The following is a 21,802-nucleotide window of genomic DNA, read 5'->3' on the forward strand; positions in this document are numbered from 1 at the left end:
TACATAAACATTAGCATAGTTCCGAAGGAATTAGCACGCAAGGCGCATACGCTTGTCGGGTAGTTATGTAGCAATTGGTTCCGGCAACAGCATCCAGGAAAGGGCTCTAGCGTCATCAACATTAAGAGGAGTTCTATGCAGGGAAACGCATCCGGTACTAAACCCCCCGCTCGCTCGCCCGAATCCAATGACCTGCGCGACCATTGGGAAAATGATGTACTACCCAGACTGACACCAGAGATGGTGTATACAGACCCATCTCACCGCTTTCAGATTTCCAGCGATCGCTGGCGAGGGGGCAGCCCTTTCCGAGAGAGCAAGTCAGGTACTTCCTTCGCTGTCTGGCCATCTACACTGCGATTCTATGATTCCGGCATGGGATTTGCCGGAAATCCAATTTCCTATGTCCACAGCCTAAAAGTAGGGCGTTGGGAACACCCCAAAGGGAAAGATTGGGTGGAAGCTCTGCGGGCACTGTCTCACCTCGCGGGGGCCTTTGACAATTTCCCTACTCGCGAACCTTCAAGAGAGCAAATCGAGCGAGCACAAAAGTGGGAAGAGCGCCGGAGTATCTTTTCTGCTGTCTATATCACCTGCGCCCAGCATCTGTGGAGCGATTTAGGCTCTGATGCTCTAAACCATTTAATAGAAGAGCGGGGCTTTACGGAGTCGGAGTTGCGCGATTTGGGTGCGGGCTTGTATCCAACTCTCGAAATAGTACAGGGAGCGATAACCGAGCAGCAGTTCAACATTAGCTTAGCTGAGCAATGCGGGGTGTTAACTCGCAAATGGGAGGGATACGTTGTGTTTCCGTGGCACAACCCCTACGGCGAACCTTTGACGCTATACGGACATTGGCCTGCATCTAAAGGAGATATTCCCCTCAAGAAAAACCATGTCGGCTGGAAGAAAGAACACGACACCGCGCGCCGCGCATGGAATAAACTCTCGGAGGCTCAAAAAGTTGCACAGCCTTGGACTGATGCCCAAATTCCCAAAAAGTACGCCTGCTGGAATCCTAAAGATGAGTCGGGTTCCTGGCTAGCGACTAAAGAATCTCCTCTCTATTTTGATAAAGTTGTTAAAGCGAACCACCACGAAGCAGTGCTGGTCGAAGGTGTGACCGATGCAGCGATCGCTCAAGTTAAAGGAGACTCTCGTGTCATGGCTTGCGTAGCGGCAAGCTTGTCTGGAGAACAAGTCCAAACTCTCAAGCGGCATCGGGTGCAGCGGGTCAACGTTTGTCTCGATCCCGATAGTGCCGGAGAGAAGGGAATAATTAGCTGCATTAAGAGTTTACTTTCTGGAGGCATTGCTCCCTATGTAGCTCCGCTACTGCCTCTCGACGATCGCGGTGACGGGGACCCCGATCGGTTTATTATCTCTCGTGGCATTGAAGCGTGGAAGCAGCATACGAGTTTTGACAGTGCGACTCACGGCTTGCGGTGGATGGCTCGGTATATCGTTGCCGCTGGACGTAAGGGAGCAGAGGAATTATCCGATGCCGCGCGAGAGACAATTTGGCAGGAAGCAATCCGCTTTACTAATACTGTCGATCGGCAGTGGGAAGACGCGATCGCCACTTACTTTTGGTCAGAAATAAAGCTGGCTGTAGGGGCGGTGGAAATCCCAGAGGGGAAAGAATCCACTATTATAAAACGTGAATCGGTTAGAGAAACTGTCTCTCTCTTGCAGGGCAGCGATAGCGGCGACTCTCACCGCAGCAGCTCTGTTCATAGTAGCGGAGGCGATCGCGCCTTTAATCGTAGAAGTGACCGTGTCGGCGGTGGCGGGAGTGGTGGTGGGTTTAACGATAACTACGATGGCAATGGCTTTGAGTCCCGCAATGACTGGGAGGCTCCGATGACTTGTAACGGGGAAATAGGGAAGTGGTTTCGCGATCGAGAGGGTAATGAAAAATTTAGACCTCTTGCTGATTTTGATTTTATCATTACTGGGGAAATTGCGGCTCCAACAAGTTCTAATTTGGGTGGGGGGTATTCTCTTAAAATTAAGCGCTCTTTCGATCGGCGCGAAGTTGAAGTGGTGATTTTTTCCTTGGAAACAATTACGGTTAAAGAGTTTATTACTACTCTCCTGAGAAAAACAGGATTTCATTTGAATTGCCGTATGTCTCAGACTGATTTGGTGGCGCTTATTCACGCTCGCCTCGAAGAATATCACCGCAATCGGGCTGGGAGAGTTTATCGCTGCATTGATAGGTTCGGGCAGCAGTCGGACGGAACTTGGGTATTTGCTGACTGCCAATTTAAGGCAGACGGTACTCCGACTGATTCAAAAGAATCGGGGTGGATTTATAACCCTCAATTAGGAGCGGTTGACCATATTCTATGTCCTGAAATTCAGCCACCAAACCCTGCTGCTTTGCGAAAGTTGATTGAAGCTCAGCGCAAGTTTGCTGGTTCTTCTTTTATGTATTTCTTGCTGTGCGATGGTTATGTGGCAGCGTCGCTGCACTTTCAGGAAATTATGAGGGTGGAAAAATTCTTTCCCATTCTTAATCCTTATGGAGATCCGGGTAGTAAGAAAACTATTGCGGTTCTTTCTGCCATGTCTATGGCGGGCTGGGGAAATACGGAAAGAGGAGCTATAGCGCGATCCAGTGTCAGTATGGCTTACGAACGCCTGAAATGTCTGGGTTCGATTCCTAGTCTGTGGGATGACCCGCCGGGAAAGACGCGGATTGATAGAAATATTTTGGACGATTTTTTTCAGAGTCTTTATAATGGTTTGCCTCGGCAGGTGCGGGGTAATTCTCAGCAGCCTTTTTCGCCGATGATTCCGACTTCAAATCATAGTTTGGGGGAAACGAATCCGGCTACGAAAACTCGCATCATTCCGCTGTTTATGCCTGTGATTAATGATGGCGAACGCAGCGCTTGGGGGGAGCTATCTGAAGCTCGCGAGCAAGCTTCGGGGGCGTTTGGGCAGTTAGTGGCGATCGGGTATTCGCAAACTCTTGTGAAGGCTTTGCGCGATCGCTTGTCTCGGCATTTGCCGACTGCTCACGACCGAGTTGCTGATAATTTAGCTATTCTCGTGTTTTATACCCAGAAAGTTGCAGATTTGGCGGGGTTGGACATTGATGTGGAAAAGTGGACGATTGCCAATTTGTGCGAACCTCTGAATGAGAGTTTGACGGGACTCAACTGCGTTGCAGATTTCTTTGAGAAGTTGGAAGCGCTGGTTTCTTACGATTCTGTTGGTTCCTGGAATGTGGCAACGGTGGAAACTAGGGAGGAAGGTCGAGTTCTGGCGCTGCACTTGCCTTCGATTTGGCCGGAAGTTGAGCGGGAGTTTAATCCGGCTTACAACCGGCCGGTGCTGGAGCGGGTGTTGGTGTCTATTGGCGCGATTAAAAATAGAAGTGCTAAGTTGCACTCCAGCCGAGACTTGGTGCTGGCTTACAATCGGGCTAGGCTCACCGCACGGGAAGATGCTCAGGGGAATGCAATTCTTCCTACTCCGCCGGAACGGGTCAATAAGAAGTGCTTGCTCTTGCCTGAGAGCTTGTGCCACGCTCTCAACTTGCAGTGGCTGTTGGACTTGAACGGCCCCGACAGTGATAGTACCGGTGGCTTCGGGGGAGGGGATGACCCTGACGATCCAGATGGCTCGCCTCCCGGCTCTAAGACAGGGGGCGGTACTGATGTTGAGTCCGATGAGGAGTGCGAGGTTTCTCAAAAGTTTCACTGTTCGCCAGATTTAGGAGGTTCAAGTAACCAAGTTGGGAACTGTACTAATATGAGTCTCAATAGGGAGGTTACTCGCTATAGCTCAGAGGGGGTAAGGGTTTCGCACAGTGGAGAAACTGTAAGTAACCGATTTAATAAGGTGATGCCGAAAAATCAGGGAGTTGGGATAACAGTGGTAACATCTGGTTCAGAAATGTCTGAAAGTTATGGCAGAAGCCATATTGGGCCATCGGGTACTTCAAGTTACTTAGAAGTTACTCGACTCGAAAGCTTGGTAACATCTGGGGAAACTGCGGCTAACAGAAAGGATTTTGCAGAAAATAGACAAGAAAGCAAAAGTCGGGAGGCGATCTCGCGAGATAGAGCACCTGTTCGTTAGCTTGAGTAGTTGCTCGCGATCGCGTTGTGTACCGCATCGGGCAACTTCATACCCCGCTGGTAAATTTCTTGCAAAACAATGCGCTCAAATTCAGAATTGGGGTCAGGAAAGCGATCGCAGGCACTCGTATTGCTGTTCGGGGGAACCGCCAGGGGTGTGTCGGCTGACGCTACTACGGGTCATTTCCTCCAAGAGCGATAGAAGATATTGCTGGTGACAAATTCAATGAGTAAATCATCAACGAAGGCAGGAATCTGGGTATAAATTTTTATTACTTCATTTCCTTCGATGACCGTTTTCGATAATAAGGCTAGTTGATAGATAGGTAAATTAGTTTCCTATTCACTTCCTTTCTGATAGGTAGTAACTCCTTGATTTTTATTTGTTAAATAATCAAGAGTTTCATCGCCAAATATCTTCTCCTGATCACGTTGTAGGATTCTCTAAAATTTCTTTTTCTCTACCCTGGCAATAAATTTCTACTTGAATGTCTCACTGGAGAAGTCAAGGCGATAAACATTGCATAGTTTCTAGGTCAAATAGCGGCGAGCGCCGCTATGGGGAGTGACTTGCTCATTTTCTATTTTTCTTAACGGCAATTTTGGGAATTTTTATGAATGAACACAATTTTACTTTATTACCGATTACCTTACCACCGATGTTGCCCAAAATGGTAGGAGTTGTGGGTAATAGCCGATATTTTTCACTTGCTTATTGGGGCAGCAAGGCAACCTGGTTCGATGGTAGAGGATTGGGAACGTTTAGTTACTTTGGCGTATATTCACCGCTAATTGAACATCCAGCTTTAGCCATTCATTTAGAGTCATACCACCTGGGTTCTGATGATTTACCGCCCACTCATGCGATTTTATGCGATTGTCTGGAACAGAAAATGTACGTAGGTGACTATGCAGAAGTCGAAAAAGTTTTAGAGACTCAACACCCGCCAGTGCCCAATCTGTCACCTGAAGAATTCTCTCAATTATCAGAACAAATTGCTCTTGATATGGCAGATTTTGACCTCGAACAGTTTCAGCGGTTAGGAATGTTTGAACTATTTGCTGGACACAGCGAACAGCAAAAACTAGAACTGGTGGAATTAGTGCAGTGGCTCGATCGACTCGTCACAGAAGACTTACTGCAACAGTATGTAGAAGCTGCTAAAAAGGGCAATTGGACAGCCATTTCAGTGCTGCAAAAATTGTCCCAGCGTCTCCAAAAATCTTAGTTTCTGATATAATGCGCCAGCTTCAAAGAAAGCGTCAGGATAGCAAAACTAAGCGAAGTCAGATTAAAAAAATGCGAGGAAAAATTAATGATGAGTAACAATATTTTCTGGAACTATTAACTTCAATGTTGACTCAAATCGACTTGTTAAAGTAGTGGAAATCCAAGCTGTTGCAACATTTCTTTCAATCGCTCGCGCCCATTTAAAGCTTGTGCTGTTGCCACTCGTTTTACTGAATGCTCAACCCAATCGCCTGCGACGTTCATATGCTGAGATTCGTAAAACTTTTGCATAATTTCATTGTACTGGGCGATCGCTTCTTCTTGTTGAGCGAGATTATATGTTTCCCGATGTAAAACAGCAGCCTGGGGTAAACGAGGTTTCACGGCGGCTGGTTTTGCTGGATCGGGATAGCCCACGCACAAACCAAAGACGGCAAATAAGTGAGGCGGTAATTGGAGAGTTTCGGCAACACTTTGGGGATGGTTTCGCATTCCACCAATGTAAACCGTGCCTAACCCTAATGACTCTGCTGCGATCGTTGCATTCTGAGCTGCCAATGCTGCATCGATGGTTGCTGTAACAAACATTTCCAGATAATCTAATCCTTGGGCAGGTAGCCCCCTTTGCATAGCCAGATGATGCAGCCGTGCTAGATCTGCCAACCATACCAAAAACAATGGGCATTGGCGGATATGGGCTTGATTTCCTGCCAGTTGAGCCAGGGTTTCTTTCCTGCTAGGATCTTCAACCGCTACTACACTCCAGGTTTGGAGATTGGAGGAGGTAGCGGCAGACTGGGCGGCAGCGACCATAAGTTCTAGGGTTTGCGGCAGTAAGGGGTTAGGTAGATAGGCACGAACCGAACGATGGGATAGCAGGGTTGCCAATGTCTCATTCCAGAGACTATTGGGATTGAACGTATCTACGCCGTAGCGATCGCGAATTAAATCAGTTACGTTGGGAGTGTTCATAAAGTAAGGCAAATTGGCTCAACATGGGTATGGTAAAACAATCCTGACTCAAAACTTAAAACTCTCAAGATGGGGAGACGGGAATTCCTAACTCAAAACTCAAAACCGCGAAGCGTTGCGAGGAACGAAGCAATCTCTCAAGATGGAACGCCATGTTTGAATTAAATAGAATCCAATCTATTGCCCAATCTTATACTCCGCAAGAGCTATTTGCTGCTTTGGTTTGGCAGCGCCAATTCAATCAATTTAATGGTATCGAAGTTATTACTGACCTTGCTAACCACCCTTCTTTATGGGCAAGCTTCATATTTTCAAAACCCATCTTTGCACCCGATGAAAACGGTTTAAGCTTTAATGGCGTACTCGACACGCTGTTAGCAATGGCAAATTATCGCCCGATGCCTGAAACTAGCATCATCCATTTTATTCCCTACCCAGCCGACACACTTTACTTGCTAACAGAAAACCAAGATACAACGGTGTCTCAGCTTTTAGACTTTGGCAAAAAGTGGCGGGCTGACTCGGTTGAAGTATGTGATGGAACAAGTGAGGAGTATGGCTGGCAACTTAAACGCCGACTGATTGCTAGGCTCGAAGGAGCACTTTGGGGTGATAGTCCTCAAAAAGCTCAGGATGCAGTCGTTATTTCTTACTGGTGGGATTGACTTAAAAAACCTCTCAGATTGATAACAAATTTAGCTTAAACAAACTTTTCTTACCTCTGTAACACAGATTCCGAAGCGATCGCAAGAAGTCTACTGTCAAACTCTCAAGCTTCGCGATCGCGAATAATTCGACTTTTGACCTCGTTGGGAAGCCTGCTATCGTTCAAAATTTCGTCGAGCAGCGGTGAGTTTTTGCCGGAATCGTTTGCGATCGCCACAGCAACAGCGCACTGATTGGCTACTGGCATCATAGAATTGTTAATGATGAAGTCTTCTCGGACAATAGCAGCCAAAAACTCGGAGTCAAATTTAGCAATTTTAGTCAGCAGCCCTGTAACAACTAATTTATCTACTTTCCGGCTAATATCTGTAATTCTCAGTAACGTGCGGGTACAAGTACCAACTTGGGGCATAAATTCTCTCTGTTCTAAGAGAGCTATTTGATTAAAAGTAATCAGCGCTGAAGCTGCTCCCATGTTAATTGTATCTTGATGGGAACTTTTAATAATTCTATGAGTTAAATCAAAAGTAGCTTTTGCTAAATCGGAGTCAAGTGTTTTTACCCCTGAAGGATGGTTCCAAATCGCTGTTTCTATTAATACGTACAAAAGTTGTATTACTTCTGGAGCTAAATCATTTTCTAAGGTTGCAAAAACAGCCAGTATTTCTGATGGGGCCACTGTTTGGGAATTGACTTTGGCGATGAAAGCTTTCAAACAGTTCTGACGCACGCCAACGAAGGACGACTGAGCGAAAATTGGGAGTAATTGTTGTAGTTCAATGGGTTTTTTCTGTTCGGCAAGAGCCAGTACAAATGCCGAGGCATCGAGGGCGACATCTCGTGACGAATCTAAACAGAGTTTTGCTAGTTCAGAGATAGCTGTCGCCGAGTTATTTGTTGCTTGCTGGTCGTATAATTTTGCTAAAGCAGAACGCGCTTCTTTTGAGTTAACATTTTGTTGTAAATAAGCTTCTAGTTGAGGAGGAACGTTATTAAGTTTTTTAAGGATCTGAGCTTTTTGTTGAGCTGGCAATGTCGGGAGCAATTGTTCAAGAATTTCTCCCAAAAGTTGCTGTACTGATAAATTACTCGCCAGAGTATCGATCGCTCGAATGAATTCTACGGGAGATTGAGCAATCGCTGGGACAATCCACTCAACTAAGGCTAATTCTAGTTCGCTGCTGAGAGGATACGAACTGTTAGCAGCACTTGCCAACTCTCTGAATAATAAAGTAAGAGTTGATGCCCGATTTGCAGGGATAGTTTCTATGGGTATTTTTAGTAAAATTGCCGCAGTTTTAGAGGCAGCACCGCTACGAATTGCTGCTAAAATAGCAGCCAGGTTGCGCCGTGTTAAATCTCCCATATCACTAGGCCAACTTTCACTCAATGTACTTCTTAAAATTGCTTCTAACAACGTTGAATCTGATGCAGCAGCGCGACCGACAGCACTAGCAGCTACAGCCGTCCAGTATTTATCTAGTGGGGCGTAGAGTGCTTCCAGCCAAGTGGTTCCGAAACAAGTGTCTCCCGCAGTCAGCAAGTTGGGCAACAAACGACTGAGCAGTTCTGTCGCGTTTTCTTGTTCTTTGAATTGTTCTGAAATAGGTTGAGAGATAATTGTTAGTAAAAGTTCTCGCTGTATAGTAGTGGGTACGCCTGGTGTTAAGTAAAGTTCAATGACAGTAGACCGCACATTTCCGCCGAACAAAAAGTAATATTTTTTCAGGCTTTCTAAGATTTCTAATTCAATACTTTTCCGTTTTTTAACATAATTTTCATAAAAAGCACCGATAAACTTGCCCCAAATGTGATAGCGTTCTTGTCGGTTATTTTCTCCTGTTGGCGACGATCGATTAGCGATCGCTTCTAGGGAACGCTCAAACCGGTAACTCCCAGCGGGTAAGCGCCCTAATAATTCCGCTGCTGTTTCTGCTGCTTTGTTAATTAATTCTGAACCAACGCTTCCTAGCAGTTGAACTGCTATTTCCCAGGCTACATCGCCGTGTCGCTGTGGCGATCCTCTGGCTGCTGCTAGGAGGGTTTCTTGAAAGGTGTAGTCTTTGGCGATTGCGATCGCTAGTAGAGACAGCAAAACGGCTGAGGATTCCGGTTCGGTTCGGGAAACACTAGCAAATGTGACAGCGCGAAAAGGTAAAATTTTGGTTGTGTCTAATTCCTGAGAAAATTGGTTGAATTCTGATAGACTCAAAAGAGTTAAAAGTTGGCGAAATATTGACCAAATATAATACCTAGAATCCGCAATTTTAGAGACAATTAAATCATTTTTTAGTTGAGTTTTAGCTCGTTCGCCTGTTTCAGTTGCATTCATCCAACGGGCAATTGTATACTCTAAAAATGTCTGATGAAAAAATCCTCCGCGCTTACCTCCCAAGTCTTTAAAAATTCCATCACTTTTGAGGGAATTGTAAGCTAAAAATTCAGTTTCGCTAAGTTCTAAATCGCTCTCATAAACAAAGTCGCGCAATCTTTCTCCTGAACTTTCATACATCAGCCGCGACAGTTTTAAACACAGTTTTTCTTTGGCGAGGCCCAGATGTCCTGACTGCAAGTTATGACGGACTTTAGCAATTTTCCACTCCCAATATTTTTCGTAGAGTTGGCTCACTGTTAAATCTTCGGGGACAGTTTCTTCAGCGGCAAACAAGTCGCAAAGTAAAGCCAGTAGTAAGGGGTGGCGGACGATTTCTTGGAGGGATACACTATCAGCAGAAAGGGCAATAATGCGCTCGGCAAAAGATTGCTGGCTGGCTAAAGTGCTGAAACCCGGTTGAGTTTTAATGAATTCTTGCGCTGCTGTTCTGACTTCTTCGGTGGTGAAGGGAGTAATCTTGCAGTTGTCAGTGACGCTTTCTCGGAATCCGGCAAAACTTTCGTGGTAGGGTTCAAAAAAGTTACTGTAATCGGTATCGCGACAGGTAAAGGCGACAGTTGTACCAATTTCTAAGAGTTGGTATAAAATACTACGCAACACTGAAACGAGCGGTTTAGTGAGTACAATATCTAAGGTATCAATTAGGAGAATACCTCGATTTTGTTGGGCTGTTAGTTGTTGGGCAATTTCTACAATTGATTGTCGTTTCCCACTAATTTTTTCACCGAGTTCTAGGGCAAAGTTTTCAGCAGATTCGATTAAATCGTCGCAGCGTGCTAATGCTAGCCAACCGTTGCTGGATTCAATTTTTTCGCTGTCTAATTCATCGTAGATACTACCCAAAATAGTGCTTTTGCCGTATCCGGCAGCTCCTAAAATGGGGACGACGCGGCGCTTATTTTCTTGGAATCCCGCACGAATTTCTTTCAGACACTTTTCTAGCAGGGTTTGACGGTGAATGGGAGGGAGAATATAGGGATTGAGGGCAGTTCGAGCTCTAGCGGCGCTACGTTCTACTGCGACTAGCAGTTCGTCAATTAGTGGGTCAATTAGTGAATCAATTATTTCCGGTTCTGATTTTGGTTCTAAGCCAACTATTTCCTGCCAATCCAAGTCAAGATGATGGCAAATCTCCATAAAAATCCGGCGATAAATTGACTTGCCTGTAAAAAATCCGTTGGCAGTTGAGTAAGCAATTTCAAGCTCCAAAGCCAAGTCACTCTGCGTTAACTTGTTGCGCTCCAAAGCTTTTCTGGCGATTTCTGTTCCTGTGGCTGTTGCTTGCAGAGTACGGTTTGACATAAAGAGTCGGAGCGGAAGAGTCGCTATTTCAACTCATACACGAACTCATATAAGTTTGTCAATTACTCAAATCTGAACTCAAATACTCTCCTGCCAGAATCAAATTGTTAGGTCAAAAGCTCAATCTGGGGGAGTAGATGGAATTTACACCAGAACCTCTGCACGCCGCTTGGCTGCAAGTCCGCAAAGGCAGTCGCAGTGCTGGTATTGACAACATTACTGTTGATTTATTCGCTGGTGTTGCTCGATACCAGTTGCAGGTTTTGTTGTGGCAATTACAACAGGAAAATTATTTTCCCCGTCCCGCTAAGGGGTTTTATCTGCGTAAAGCCAGTGGTGGTAAGCGTTTGATTGGCATTCCCACGGTGAGGGACAGAATTGTACAGCGCTTTTTGCTAGACGAACTGTATTGGCCGCTGGAGGATGTTTTTCTCGATTGCAGCTATGCTTACCGTCCCGGTAGGGGAATACAAATGGCTGTTAAACATCTGTATTCCTATTATCAATTCGGGCAGGCTTGGGTCATCAAAGCTGATATTGAGAAGTTTTTTGACAATCTTTGCTGGCCGCTGCTGTTGACTGATTTGGAGAAGCTGCAATTTGAGCCGACTTTGCGGCAGTTAATTGAGCAGCATCTTGCGTCAGGAATTGTTGTTAAAGGTCAGCATTTTCATCCCAATCAGGGGGTTTTGCAGGGAGGAATTCTTTCGGGTGCTTTGGCGAATTTGTACTTAAACGAGTTTGACAGACTTTGTTTGAGTCACGGTTTCAATTTAGTGCGTTTTGGTGATGACTTTGCGGTGGCTTGTGCAGATTCTATTCAAGCTAATCGTTGTTTGGAGCAAATTAATTCTTGGCTAGGAAGTTTTTATCTAAAGCTTCAGCCAGAAAAGACGCGGATTTTTGCACCGGATGAGGAGTTTACTTTTCTCGGCTATCTGTTTCGCAATGGACAGGTTTTTGCACCGGAAAGAACTCAACCCACGACTAAAGTTGTACGGGCTTCGGGAACCTCTTTCTCTCGCTCGGTAACTCGCAAAGTACCTGTATTTTCTGGAAAGCCTTTGGCTTGCAGTATTTCTGTGAAGCCGATTGTTTTTCCCCGTGCTAATTCTGAACATTTTTGGAGGGAACCTATGAGTACGCTGTATGTTACGGATCAAGGCTCTTATCTGAGCATCTACAACCAGCAGTTTCAGGTGTTTTATCAACGGGAGCTGCGGATTAAGGTGCCAGCTTCTCGCGTGAGTCATATCATTTTGTTTGGCTGTTGCAATTTATCTCATGGTGCGGTAAGTTTGGCTCTGCACGGTCGAATTCCAATTATGTACTTATCTCAACGGGGTCGCTATTTCGGGCGCTTGCAAGCGGAGGGAATGGCAAAGGTTGAATATTTGGAACGGCAAGTGATTGGCTCACAAAGCTCCAAGTTTGTTCGCCAACAAGCTGAGGTAATTGTATGGACAAAGCTACATAATTCTCGTGCATTACTGATGAAGTTAAATCGACGCAGACCGTCAAAAATTGCAGCAATAGCAATTGAGGCAATCTTGCAATTAATGGAAGATTTACATCAAGCTGCCTCAATGGATGCACTACGAGGATATGAGGGTCAAGCAGCTAGTCTCTACTTTCAGGGGTTGGGTTCTTTATTTACTGGGTCGTTTGTATTTGAAAAGCGGACAAAGCGGCCACCGACTGACCCCATTAATAGCCTGTTGAGTTTGGGTTATACACTTTTGAGCCAAAATGTTCACTCGTTTGTTCAGGCAGTAGGGCTGCACACGCATTTCGGTAATTTACACACTCCCCGTGATTACCATCCAGCGTTGGTAAGCGATTTGATGGAGGAATTTCGCGCCCAAGTTGTTGATTCTTTGGTGGCTTATTTGGTGAATTCTAAGATTTTTGTACTAGAGGATTTTACACCGCCAGATGAGCGGGGTGGTGTCTATCTTCAACCTTATGCCCTAAAGAAGTACCTGAAGCATTGGGAGGAAAAATTACTTTCTGAGGTGACTCATCCCCATACAGGGTATCAAGTCAGTTTGAGACGGTGTATGGAACTACAGGTGCGAGAGTATATTGCTTGTTTGATGGGGGAAGTTGAAGTGTACCGCCCTATGCTGTGGAAGCTCTAGTGTTTGCTAACTGTTCATTGATTTGTTTAGTTTATCAATGAACTGCCACTGATAAGCATCTGAGGGGGTCTGCTAGGGTTTGAAATCCTTATTCTTTCGTTGACCCTCTCGGATAAAGCTCTGGAAGAGGTTTTCAAGCTTGTGTTTGGCAGACTTATTGAGAAGTAGACTCATTTATTGCAGAAGAAACTTGACCCCTTCAGATCAATGGGTGTATGATGCTCTCATACTCAGGCTTCTACAAGCTGATGGTTTGACCCTTACTAAAGGGAAAAGGTGCTGAAACAAGAAACTGCTTTCCACCCCTGCTCAGTGGGAAAGAAATGTTTGACCCTTACTAAAGGGAAAAGGTGCTGAAACTGGAGTGAAAATCGGAGGAGTAGGAGCAGCGCCACCAGGTTTGACCCTTACTAAAGGGAAAAGGTGCTGAAACTTTCAACTACACCATCCTCCCCATCGGGTCCCGTCATGGTTTGACCCTTACTAAAGGGAAAAGGTGCTGAAACAAATGAGAGCTAAATGTCTTAAAAAGATAATGGAAAAGTTTGACCCTTACTAAAGGGAAAAGGTGCTGAAACTCGTCTTCTTCACCTTCAAAAGAAAGAGTGCCGTCGTTTGACCCTTACTAAAGGGAAAAGGTGCTGAAACCTAATCAGGCATTAGAGAAATTCAAAAGCAAAAGCTAGTTTGACCCTTACTAAAGGGAAAAGGTGCTGAAACATTAGCCGGGTTGATTGCGAGCTGCAACACCACGTGTTTGACCCTTACTAAAGGGAAAAGGTGCTGAAACATCACTATATTAATAATGATAAGAGAAAAAGTTTTGCCAGTTTGACCCTTACTAAAGGGAAAAGGTGCTGAAACCAGTCGTTGTTGTAGATGTAATGATAGCGCCGTATTGTTGCGACCTTCGTAAGAAGGAAAAGGTGCTGAAACAAACCTGTATCATCTCTACTCATCTGTTCTTTCATTTGAGTGTTGCGACCTTCGTAAGAAGGAAAAGGCGTTGAAACGGTAGGCATCAGAATGTTGCGAAGCTAAAAGTTATACTCCCCTGTTGCGACCTTTTCATTAAAGTTTAAGTCGTCACTTTTTAAAACGGAGAAGAAGATGGCAATGTTACCAACAGAACTACCCAATTGGTATAAGGTTCAAGGAATAGGCAATGAAGAGAAAGGCTGGGTGCCAAAAACTGAAGACATTGTTGAAGGCAGTCAACGGGAAAAGAAAGAAGTAACAGAAGCGTGGAAAGGGACAAATGACTTAAAAGCTTCCAATAGCTATACTCTTCGCATTGATGACTTGCAAGTTATTAGTCCCCTACAAATTGGTGGCGGCAGTTTCCCTGAAGGTCATATTTTACCAGCACGAATTGCTGGAATCCCCTGCATCCCAGGTTCAACGCTGCGGGGAGCTTTACTGAGCTGGATAGAAAAAATCTTAAAGGTATCGCCTGAGAATTTGTCGCCAGAGGAGAGAGAGGAGAGAAAGTTTTGGGAAAGCTTAATTGATGGTCGCGGAGGATGGCAACCTCGAAAAATTCGCTTTGAAAATATTAGTTTGAAAGATAGCATCCAGCCTTTTCCCCTAAACCCCCAACAAGAATGGCAGCTTTTTTACGACGAAAACAGCAGAAAAAAATTAGGCGTTCAGTGGCAAGTTTCGCCTCAATTTCCCCCACCATCACAGAACAGGGCGATAGTTACAACTTCTTCTAAGGCACTGGCTAGGGGGACAGACCCCTCTAATTCTACCTCTAATTCTATCTGCATTCAAGTAGAACTCAAAGATAATTCTCCCAAGGGAAAACACTGGCTAAAACAGCGTATCAAAGAGATGCTGAAAGAACAAGGAATTGGTAGAGGAACTGCATCGGGTTTTGGGCGTTTAGCGACATCAATCCCTGAAGAAGGAACATGGACAATTCATTTAACAGGGATGAAACCTTGCATCCAACAGCATAAAACAGAAAACTCTCAAGTAACTCAAGAGGGAAAATATCGTTGGACTCCCCAAGTCTTGCGGGCCTGCTTGCGAGGATATTTTACAAGGATAGCTTTACTGGTCTTATCAGATAGTGATGCCAGAAAGTTAACTGACAAAATTTTTGGTGCTACTAATTGTCTAGGACAGTTACATTTAACCAGTTACCTCTCAAAAATCATTGCCGGCAATCCGAGAAGCTATAGAAATATCAAGGCAGGGGTTGCCGATGAAACGTGGGAGATTGTCGTCGATGCCGCATGGCGGAACCCTGCCAAATATGAAAATGTAGAAGTGGAGGAATTAGTTCGCACGCTTCTGGAACTTGCTAGTTATTTAGGAGGGCTTGGACCTGGATGGCGACGACCGCCCCATACTTTCAGAGGTAATATCTATCGCGGTAGCCAATTTACTGTAACCCCAAGCAAGTACAACAAGCCCTTGACTTATGAAAATTCAGAAGTGCGTATCGGGAAAAGCATTCAGTGCATTTATAACTTAATTCGGGAGTTGGCTAGAACTGAAAGTATGACTCCCCATGAAAAACCGCGACCAAAACCCGGTAGTATTTATAGTATCTGGCGAGGGGAGGTGGAGCAATGGCGAGACATTGTGCATCAAGTTTGCAGCACGAGTGCAAATCCTCGCCCTGATTGGTGTGGCAGCTCTAAAACTCATCCCTCTGGGTATGCTGTCCGAAAACATCAAAACTTTTCTCTAATCTCAGTCTTTGACAAAGAGATGATTACTGTATCTAACTCAGGTGAAGAAACTGAGCTGCAAAAGAATGGATATGAGAAAATTTGGGGACTCAATGCAATAGTACGCCCTCAAGCTCCCTAAGTTGTTAGCTATCAACATCAATACCTATGATATCAGATCCAGTCAATAGTCAATAATTGCGATAGCGGAGTCTGCTACTATCAAGCCTCTGTGATTGCTAAAAGCTAACGCTTACGCTGCGCGAACGTTCCACTCGCAATGACGATTGCGAGTCATTGACCGAACCTGATATGAGGTAGCGAGGTGCTGCAAGAATGGCTGAATGGTACAACAGCCTCAATGTAATTGCTACCTTGCAAGGTCAGGGTTTCAGGCGTTGATGGAGGGGAAATAAGGAGAGTTGTATGGACTCTGAACAGGGAGAGATTTCTTTAATCCTCCTTCTTAGTATTACTGTCTTTTTTAGCCTCTTCCTTATTTTTTTCTTCCTCTTCTTTCTTCTTGGCTTCCTCTTCCTTATTCTTTGCTTCCTCAAGATCGTGTACTTCTTTTAATCGCACCGCCCAAAACTGCACTGTATCTGCTATTTCAAGGAGCAAATCAGTCAAGAGTATTTGTTGATTCATGTCAAGCTTATCATTATCAAACTTTGCCCGAAAAGTTTCTGTGGAATCATCTTCTTTAATTCCCAACTCACTGCCAACAATGTGGCACAAGACTTTCCGCCCCACATCCCAGGCAGCATATTTTTTGCCATCTAACGAGTTTTCTCCACCCTTACTTTTAGTTGATTTTGAGAGCGCCCAGAAGCGCAAAACCCCCCAAGTAGCTACATAGTCAGCAATCGTGCTGGCTTCCGCATACCAATCTTTAATATCGTCTTTTATGTTATTTAATTCTTCAAAAACTTTGCTATCTAATTCATAAAAGCTAACAGCAGTTGGCTCGTTAGACATAAATTCACTCCTATTTGGGATTGGCTAAAGATTGCTTCAAGGATGGAAAGCCACTCAACACTAGGAAGTCCTGCACGATTGCATTAACCCTCACTTTTAGACTGGCTATTTTCTGGTATTTCTTCAGTAGGTGCTGTTAAAGTTTCCGATGATTCAGTATTTGCCGCCGTTTCTTCAGCAGAGGTTGCTGGCAACTTCCCAGCAAATTGAATGGAAATACGACCGTAACCCACACTCCACAAACCGCCCAAATAATGCTCTTGTCGAAGAAATTTTTGCCACTGTTCCAAATTCAATTCTTTATTGCCGCGAGTTGTCCAAGCCATCATAAACAATGCCCCAGGCGGTAGCCCTTCAACAGCAAACAAATTTTTTACTAAGCTTCCCTTTTCATCAGGAGTATCATTGAGGCTGACTCTCGGCTGCCGTACCAATCCCATATCTACAATTAAATTAATAGTATCGTCCGGTACGACAATCAGCCGATTTTTATCAGGTAAATTCTCGCCATTAATTGGTAAAGGCAAGCTTTCTGGTTCGTGCTGGTGGATATTTTTCAATTTTAACCAGCGCAGGTAAAGGTTTTTTGCGTTCGCGAGAGATGGTTCTGTAATGTAAACGTTATCTCGACCGAAGGGGAGAGAAGATTGGTGAGAGAACTGCTGAAATCGGTTCAGCCAAGCAGGACAGCTTACCCACCAATTGCCATATCCTAAGACATGGACGGGCCACCACACCGGCCAGCACCAACTGAGGGCGACGCAGCCAGGAGACATTTTGTTGCTTTCCTGTCTGGTGGAGTCTTGATTTTCACCAGCGCTCGGCTGCGGAGTTGGATCGGTCACTGTTTGGTTTTCGCTTTCCTGTCTGGTGGAGTCTTGATTTTCGCTGCCAAACCAATCTCTAACGTATTGGTTGTAAGCATCATCAGTTTGAGCGTGCTCTCGCAGGGCACCCCGGATAGAACTGCCGGGAATCACGGGAGTGCGATCGGGTAAGCGATATACGGGATTGTTGTTGCCCCGGCTGCTGCTATCTGCACCACCAATGTGGACGGGTTCCCTGCAAATTAACCATTCAAGTCCTGTTTGATTTTCTGCCATTTTTGTCTGTTCCTCAGAGTCTTTAGCCTTCAAATTCTTTGTCCTTAAAAAGCCACAAATGACCGTAGCCTAAAAGGTAGCGGTTGTCTTGGTGATTGTAAGGATTCGGTAAAGGCTGCGATCGCAGCCCTTCCGGCGCTTTTCCCTCCCACAAGTAAACAGCACCAGCGGGAGTCATCCACTCCCCAGGCGTCAACGTGGCTACTTTTCTCTCTGTGTCCTTACTGTGCTTGACCTTTTTCCAAGATTGCCAGGGAACTCCTAACTCAGCAGCATAGGCTTTAATCCTATCTGTATAAGGGTAGGGAATTGACTCTTTGCGCTGTTTGTTTTGCCACAGTGCGCCCGTGAGTAAAATAGCGCCGGTAGCGTCGTTGTAGTCAGCCTTGCCATCCTCATACCCCCCATCGAGCCACTCGTCCATCAAACCCTCAACAGGCTCAATTACCACTGGGGTTGAGCCGGCTCCCAAAAAGCTGTAAGGTGGCGGTTCCCAATCGCCAATCACCTTAACTAAAATTGACCATCCCGGCGCGAGCAGCGTGGTCATTTCTGCAAAGAATCCACCCTCATCTTTGACTAAAAAATCCTGGCGACTATTGTGGCTTAAAGTCAGAGTTTCCCAAGGTAGCTTTTGCAGAGTAGCAGATGTAGATTCCTGTCTCATCCAGAAATCCTGCAAGCTATTGCCACCGATTAAATACCTACCACCGACAATCTCAACAGTTCCATCTTCTTGGCTTCTCTCATGTTCGGCCTGCACTTGCCAATGTTCCTGCCCTGGATTTCCGCGCCACTGCAAGCGGTAAATTTCCTCTGGAACCTGACCGTTTTCTATCGCGCTTCTATCTGTTGTATAAACCGGCAGAGGCAGAATAACATAGGGATCTCTGCCGTCATACCAAAAAGGTCCCCACAACGTGCAGCCAGGTTTGCAGTTAAGTTCGTATTTAGGCGTGGGCAAGTTCAAACAAGCTGCAAGCTGATGACCGTTGGGAGGCCAACGACAGCCAACTTGACCGCTATTTTGACCCACTGGAGTCAAATTACCGATCGCCACTGGTCCTAGCGGCGTAATTGCATACCATCCCGTCACGGCTGTATCCTCCCCAAGTTTTCTAAGCTTTGTAACCAATTTTGGCGATCGCGCTCTTGTCGCGCTAAAAAAGCCCTCAAGCTAATCCAATTAATCCACCATTGCCAATTACCAATTTCTTGTTCTTCATGCTGGCGATCGCTGTTCTGTTCTATCTCATCCCAAGTCAAACTATCAAGACCCACTGATTTCCAGAGGATAGTCAATAACTCTTGAACTGCATAAATATTCTGCTGTCGCAAGCGGACGCTTTCAAAATAAAACAGCAACTTTTCCCAGCGGTTCAACTCTGTTTCACCTTGAGTTCTGAGTTCGGCAGCCATCAGCAAATTCCAGAGCGGCCAAGGGCAGACCCACTCCAGAGATTGCCCACTATTGAATAAGACCCGCACACAGACGCGATTTTTTCCTCTTTCCTTCGCTTTCTTGTAAGCTTCATTCAATCCCCTATGCCAAAGAGATTGAGGAATGCGCCTCTGAGCAATTACCACACCTAAACTAAAGTTAATTTGCGGTCCCGGTACGGGATAGATTTTTACCTGATTGTCTCGATTTCTGTACGAAACCCACCCTTCAGTCTCCAGAGTCGGCTCCCCATTGGCAATTGAGAGAGGTTGAATTAAAGGGGGTATTTCTTCTCCTTGGTTTTGAGACCAGAAGTGGTGCAAACTGGAGTCTAAGTGAATTTCCTCTTGACCCGTCCAGAGCCGGTGTAAGTCGCGGGTGAGAGAAATTGCCTCTGTATAGACAGACAACCATCGCTAGGACTGCTACGCCCTCCCCACCACGTCCCTTTCCACTGCCGACTAACTTTTCGCTTTTCTATCAGTTCGTGCAAATTCTTAATATCTTGGTTAGCCGATTCAATGTTTAATTTAACCTCCTCAGCATAAACATACCAGAGATACTGGCAATCATTGTGGATGACGCGCCATCCTTGACCGTTAAACAAATTTCTATACTGAGGATGATTGATAACAGCTTGCTCCAAGGCTTTTACAAATCGCAGCCATTCCTCATTAATGATATTCTCGCAGTCCTCTAACCACTTATTTTGACTCGGATGCAACCCTGTAATAACATTCGGCAACTCGGCTTGCCAGAATTTTTCTGCATCAACAGCGTCATCCCGCAACCATTTAATTAATTCTGAATTTCGGTGGTAGGGCAAGAGAACTTGACCGTTTAACTCAGTTTCCCAACGATAAATTAAGACTGCTGAGAGATAGTGGCACAGCCAAGAAGCTACAGCCCAATCCCTTAATTTTTGACCGCCTCCTAAGAAGTTTTGAACGGGACCAAAAGTGAGAACGGCAATATTTGTTAGTTCGGGGCTAAATCCAGTTTCAAGTTGTTCGCAAGCCTCCTGAGATGCACCTCCTCCCCACCAGAAACGACTTTTCATGTGGGGAGATTCTTGCTGCGTCCCGCTAACAGGATGCCAAGATAGCGTAGGAGTAGCATCCGGTAAACGGGGATAAAGCCCTTGTTGTTTGATTAACCAGTCTGAGAGATTCATGTCAGGAGGTTGAGGAGTTCTAAAACACGATAGTAGTATTTATCTGCTCTTTTTTGGACTTCATCTGATAAACCAGCAAGCCGAATAATATAGTTCAACCATTTCACCGCAACTTGCGAAGGATGGTCGGGATGGTCTACTCGATTGTTGAGTTCTACAGTCTTTTTATCTAACATTCTATCAATTCGATCGCCCATTAAGCTGTGATAAAGTTGGTTTCTGACTGCTATATATCCCAAGATTTTTTCAGGTTTTTCTTCTAGCTTCCAATTGTCTATATAAAACTTTTTAAAATTAGCCCACTCCGAGCCTGTAATCTGGTTAGCTTTTAAGGGGATAGGAGAACCTGAATAAGAAGGATCGTATTCATACTTTCCATTAGCCAGCAGTGAAGAGACAATTTGAGAAATATCACAACGAATGTGTACTTTCTGTTTAGTATCGGTAAACATCAGCTTATGTTCCTCCCATTGATAATTACCATTGCCCTGCTTTTCTAATAGCAGAAATAAAGCTAGTTCTAATGCACCTGCTATTCTTAAATTCCAGTGCATCCATTGGCTGCGCTCGCGAAAAGCTTTTTCGCTCCAGTAAGCAATGCTCACCCGTTCGATAATCATATCTCGACCCGGTTTAATCCGCCAATCGTCGGGGGTAGCCGTTGCATCGCGATCGCTCAAGTTCAAAGACACTGCCTTATCTAAATTTACAAGGCTCGTTTCAAGGTCTTTATAATTCGGATGGTTTCTATCTAATAACTTCAAAGCACCACTAAAATCTTGGATTTTCAGAAGTTCCCGAATTTGCGGATCTTTTAGTCGCCACTGCCATTGCGTCCCCGGATGAGGGTCAGGGCATATTTTATCTTCTTTAGATAGATAAATAAATTCTACAGAGTTTCCCGCAACTTTTTGCTCAATTCCCCATAGATATAAAGCACCTGTGAGAGCAGGAGTCCCGCTGCTATGCTGAATGATTATCTTCTCGATTTCAATTGGCTCAGTATTGGCGACAGCTTCATTCTTGTCTTTTGAGGAATCTAACTCTTCATCTTTTTCTCGTGGAGGAGGAGAGAATTTTATGGCACTGTCTTGAAAACAAATCTTTTCATTGAGCCAGGGTCGAAGGTCTGCTGCCATTTTTTCCCAGTCAGCTACACCGTTCCCTCCTGCTTTTACTTTAAATTGCATGGCATAGCATTCAATTTTGTTTTGGCTACACCACTTTAATAAAGCATCCCTCCACCAGATGCCATCCGCTTTCACAAGAGTTTTCCACCCCTCCTGATCTTGCCGCGAATGTTGCCACTCTCGCTGATCGGTTAGGATAATTCCTAAAATAAAATCCTTTCCGAATTTATCTTTGACTTTCTCAAGTAAGGGGAAATCTAGATGACATTCTTTACAGAATATCTCATAATGTCTCTTAGCTGCTCTACAGATTTTTTCTAAATCCCCAACATCTCCTAATATGTCGGCTCCTTCTGGATTGTTTCGATCCTTATTATTAATAACATCACTATTGCCCAAAATCTGTAAAATTAACTGCTTTTTCATACAACTCTATTTCGCTCCAACTCTTATTTTCAAATTCCCTGTACCCTTAACTCCAGCAACTACCT

14 protein-coding genes and 1 CRISPR repeat array are annotated in these 21,802 nt (G+C 44.9%); of the genes, 6 read left to right on the forward strand and 8 right to left on the reverse strand.

Annotation, left to right across the window (positions count from 1 at the left end; translation table 11 throughout):
- Nucleotides 1–135 precede the first annotated feature (135 nt).
- The 3 genes from OSCIL6407_RS0129830 to OSCIL6407_RS0129835 all read left to right on the forward strand — a co-directional run bounded on the left by OSCIL6407_RS0129830 (nt 136) and on the right by OSCIL6407_RS0129835 (nt 5,323).
- Nucleotides 136–4,095, forward strand: a complete 3,960-nt coding sequence (locus tag OSCIL6407_RS0129830) for a toprim domain-containing protein (RefSeq protein WP_007355624.1) — start codon at nt 136–138, stop codon at nt 4,093–4,095.
- Nucleotides 4,096–4,173: 78 nt separating this feature from the next.
- On the forward strand, nt 4,174–4,296 hold the full coding sequence (locus tag OSCIL6407_RS38035) for a hypothetical protein (RefSeq protein WP_267879576.1): 123 nt from the start codon (nt 4,174–4,176) through the stop codon (nt 4,294–4,296).
- Between the two features lie 412 nt (nt 4,297–4,708).
- Nucleotides 4,709–5,323, forward strand: a complete 615-nt coding sequence (locus tag OSCIL6407_RS0129835; protein ID WP_007355623.1) for a hypothetical protein — start codon at nt 4,709–4,711, stop codon at nt 5,321–5,323.
- 146 nt (nt 5,324–5,469) lie between these two features.
- On the opposite strand, the gene OSCIL6407_RS0129840 is transcribed toward OSCIL6407_RS0129835, so the two are convergent.
- Entirely contained in the window at nt 5,470–6,297 is an 828-nt protein-coding gene (locus OSCIL6407_RS0129840; RefSeq protein WP_007355622.1) for an NADPH-dependent oxidoreductase, read from the reverse strand.
- Between the two features lie 152 nt (nt 6,298–6,449).
- Here OSCIL6407_RS0129840 and OSCIL6407_RS0129845 point away from each other — a divergent pair, with 152 nt between their 5' ends.
- Nucleotides 6,450–6,962: a hypothetical protein gene (locus tag OSCIL6407_RS0129845; protein WP_007355621.1), complete on the forward strand. Its 513-nt coding sequence runs from the start codon at nt 6,450–6,452 to the stop codon at nt 6,960–6,962.
- A 104-nt stretch (nt 6,963–7,066) separates the two neighbouring features.
- On the opposite strand, the gene OSCIL6407_RS0129850 is transcribed toward OSCIL6407_RS0129845, so the two are convergent.
- Nucleotides 7,067–10,660, reverse strand: a complete 3,594-nt coding sequence (locus OSCIL6407_RS0129850; protein ID WP_007355620.1) for an NACHT domain-containing protein — start codon at nt 10,658–10,660, stop codon at nt 7,067–7,069.
- Between the two features lie 137 nt (nt 10,661–10,797).
- Here OSCIL6407_RS0129850 and cas1 point away from each other — a divergent pair, with 137 nt between their 5' ends.
- Nucleotides 10,798–12,801, forward strand: a complete 2,004-nt coding sequence (cas1, locus tag OSCIL6407_RS0129855; RefSeq protein ID WP_007355619.1) for a CRISPR-associated endonuclease Cas1 — start codon at nt 10,798–10,800, stop codon at nt 12,799–12,801.
- Between the two features lie 251 nt (nt 12,802–13,052).
- A CRISPR array of direct repeats spans nt 13,053–13,665; the repeat unit is 35 nt; unit sequence GTTTGACCCTTACTAAAGGGAAAAGGTGCTGAAAC.
- Between the two features lie 246 nt (nt 13,666–13,911).
- Nucleotides 13,912–15,627 carry an RAMP superfamily CRISPR-associated protein gene (locus OSCIL6407_RS0129860; RefSeq protein ID WP_234708753.1) on the forward strand — a complete coding sequence of 572 codons (1,716 nt, stop codon included), beginning with the start codon at nt 13,912–13,914 and terminating at the stop codon, nt 15,625–15,627.
- A gap of 311 nt (nt 15,628–15,938) precedes the next feature.
- On the opposite strand, the gene OSCIL6407_RS0129865 is transcribed toward OSCIL6407_RS0129860, so the two are convergent.
- The 6 genes from OSCIL6407_RS0129865 to OSCIL6407_RS0129890 form a co-directional block, all read right to left on the reverse strand.
- The gene (locus OSCIL6407_RS0129865; RefSeq protein ID WP_019488115.1) at nt 15,939–16,463 is read right to left on the reverse strand and encodes a hypothetical protein; all 525 of its coding nucleotides are present in this window, start codon (nt 16,461–16,463) and stop codon (nt 15,939–15,941) included.
- An 83-nt stretch (nt 16,464–16,546) separates the two neighbouring features.
- Nucleotides 16,547–17,566 (reverse strand): RAMP superfamily CRISPR-associated protein, encoded by a 1,020-nt coding sequence (locus OSCIL6407_RS0129870; RefSeq protein ID WP_007355616.1) that lies wholly within the window; start codon nt 17,564–17,566, stop codon nt 16,547–16,549.
- 22 nt (nt 17,567–17,588) lie between these two features.
- Complete coding sequence (locus OSCIL6407_RS0129875) at nt 17,589–18,662, reverse strand: type III-B CRISPR module-associated Cmr3 family protein (RefSeq protein ID WP_007355615.1); 1,074 nt, start codon at nt 18,660–18,662, stop codon at nt 17,589–17,591.
- A complete protein-coding gene (locus tag OSCIL6407_RS0129880; RefSeq protein WP_148288982.1) occupies nt 18,659–19,417 on the reverse strand; it encodes a hypothetical protein in 759 nt (252 codons plus the stop codon). Before OSCIL6407_RS0129880 ends, OSCIL6407_RS0129875 begins: the two co-directional genes overlap by 4 nt.
- Nucleotides 19,339–20,181 carry a type III-B CRISPR-associated protein Cas10/Cmr2 gene (locus tag OSCIL6407_RS0129885; protein WP_019488117.1) on the reverse strand — a complete coding sequence of 281 codons (843 nt, stop codon included), beginning with the start codon at nt 20,179–20,181 and terminating at the stop codon, nt 19,339–19,341. The genes OSCIL6407_RS0129880 and OSCIL6407_RS0129885 overlap by 79 nt, the downstream gene beginning before the upstream one ends.
- Nucleotides 20,178–21,737 (reverse strand): hypothetical protein, encoded by a 1,560-nt coding sequence (locus tag OSCIL6407_RS0129890; protein ID WP_019488118.1) that lies wholly within the window; start codon nt 21,735–21,737, stop codon nt 20,178–20,180. The genes OSCIL6407_RS0129885 and OSCIL6407_RS0129890 overlap by 4 nt, the downstream gene beginning before the upstream one ends.
- Between the last annotated feature and the right edge of the window lie 65 nt (nt 21,738–21,802).

Origin of the sequence: Kamptonema formosum PCC 6407 (genome assembly GCF_000332155.1) — a bacterium.
In the GTDB taxonomy this organism is placed as follows: domain Bacteria; phylum Cyanobacteriota; class Cyanobacteriia; order Cyanobacteriales; family Microcoleaceae; genus Kamptonema; species Kamptonema formosum.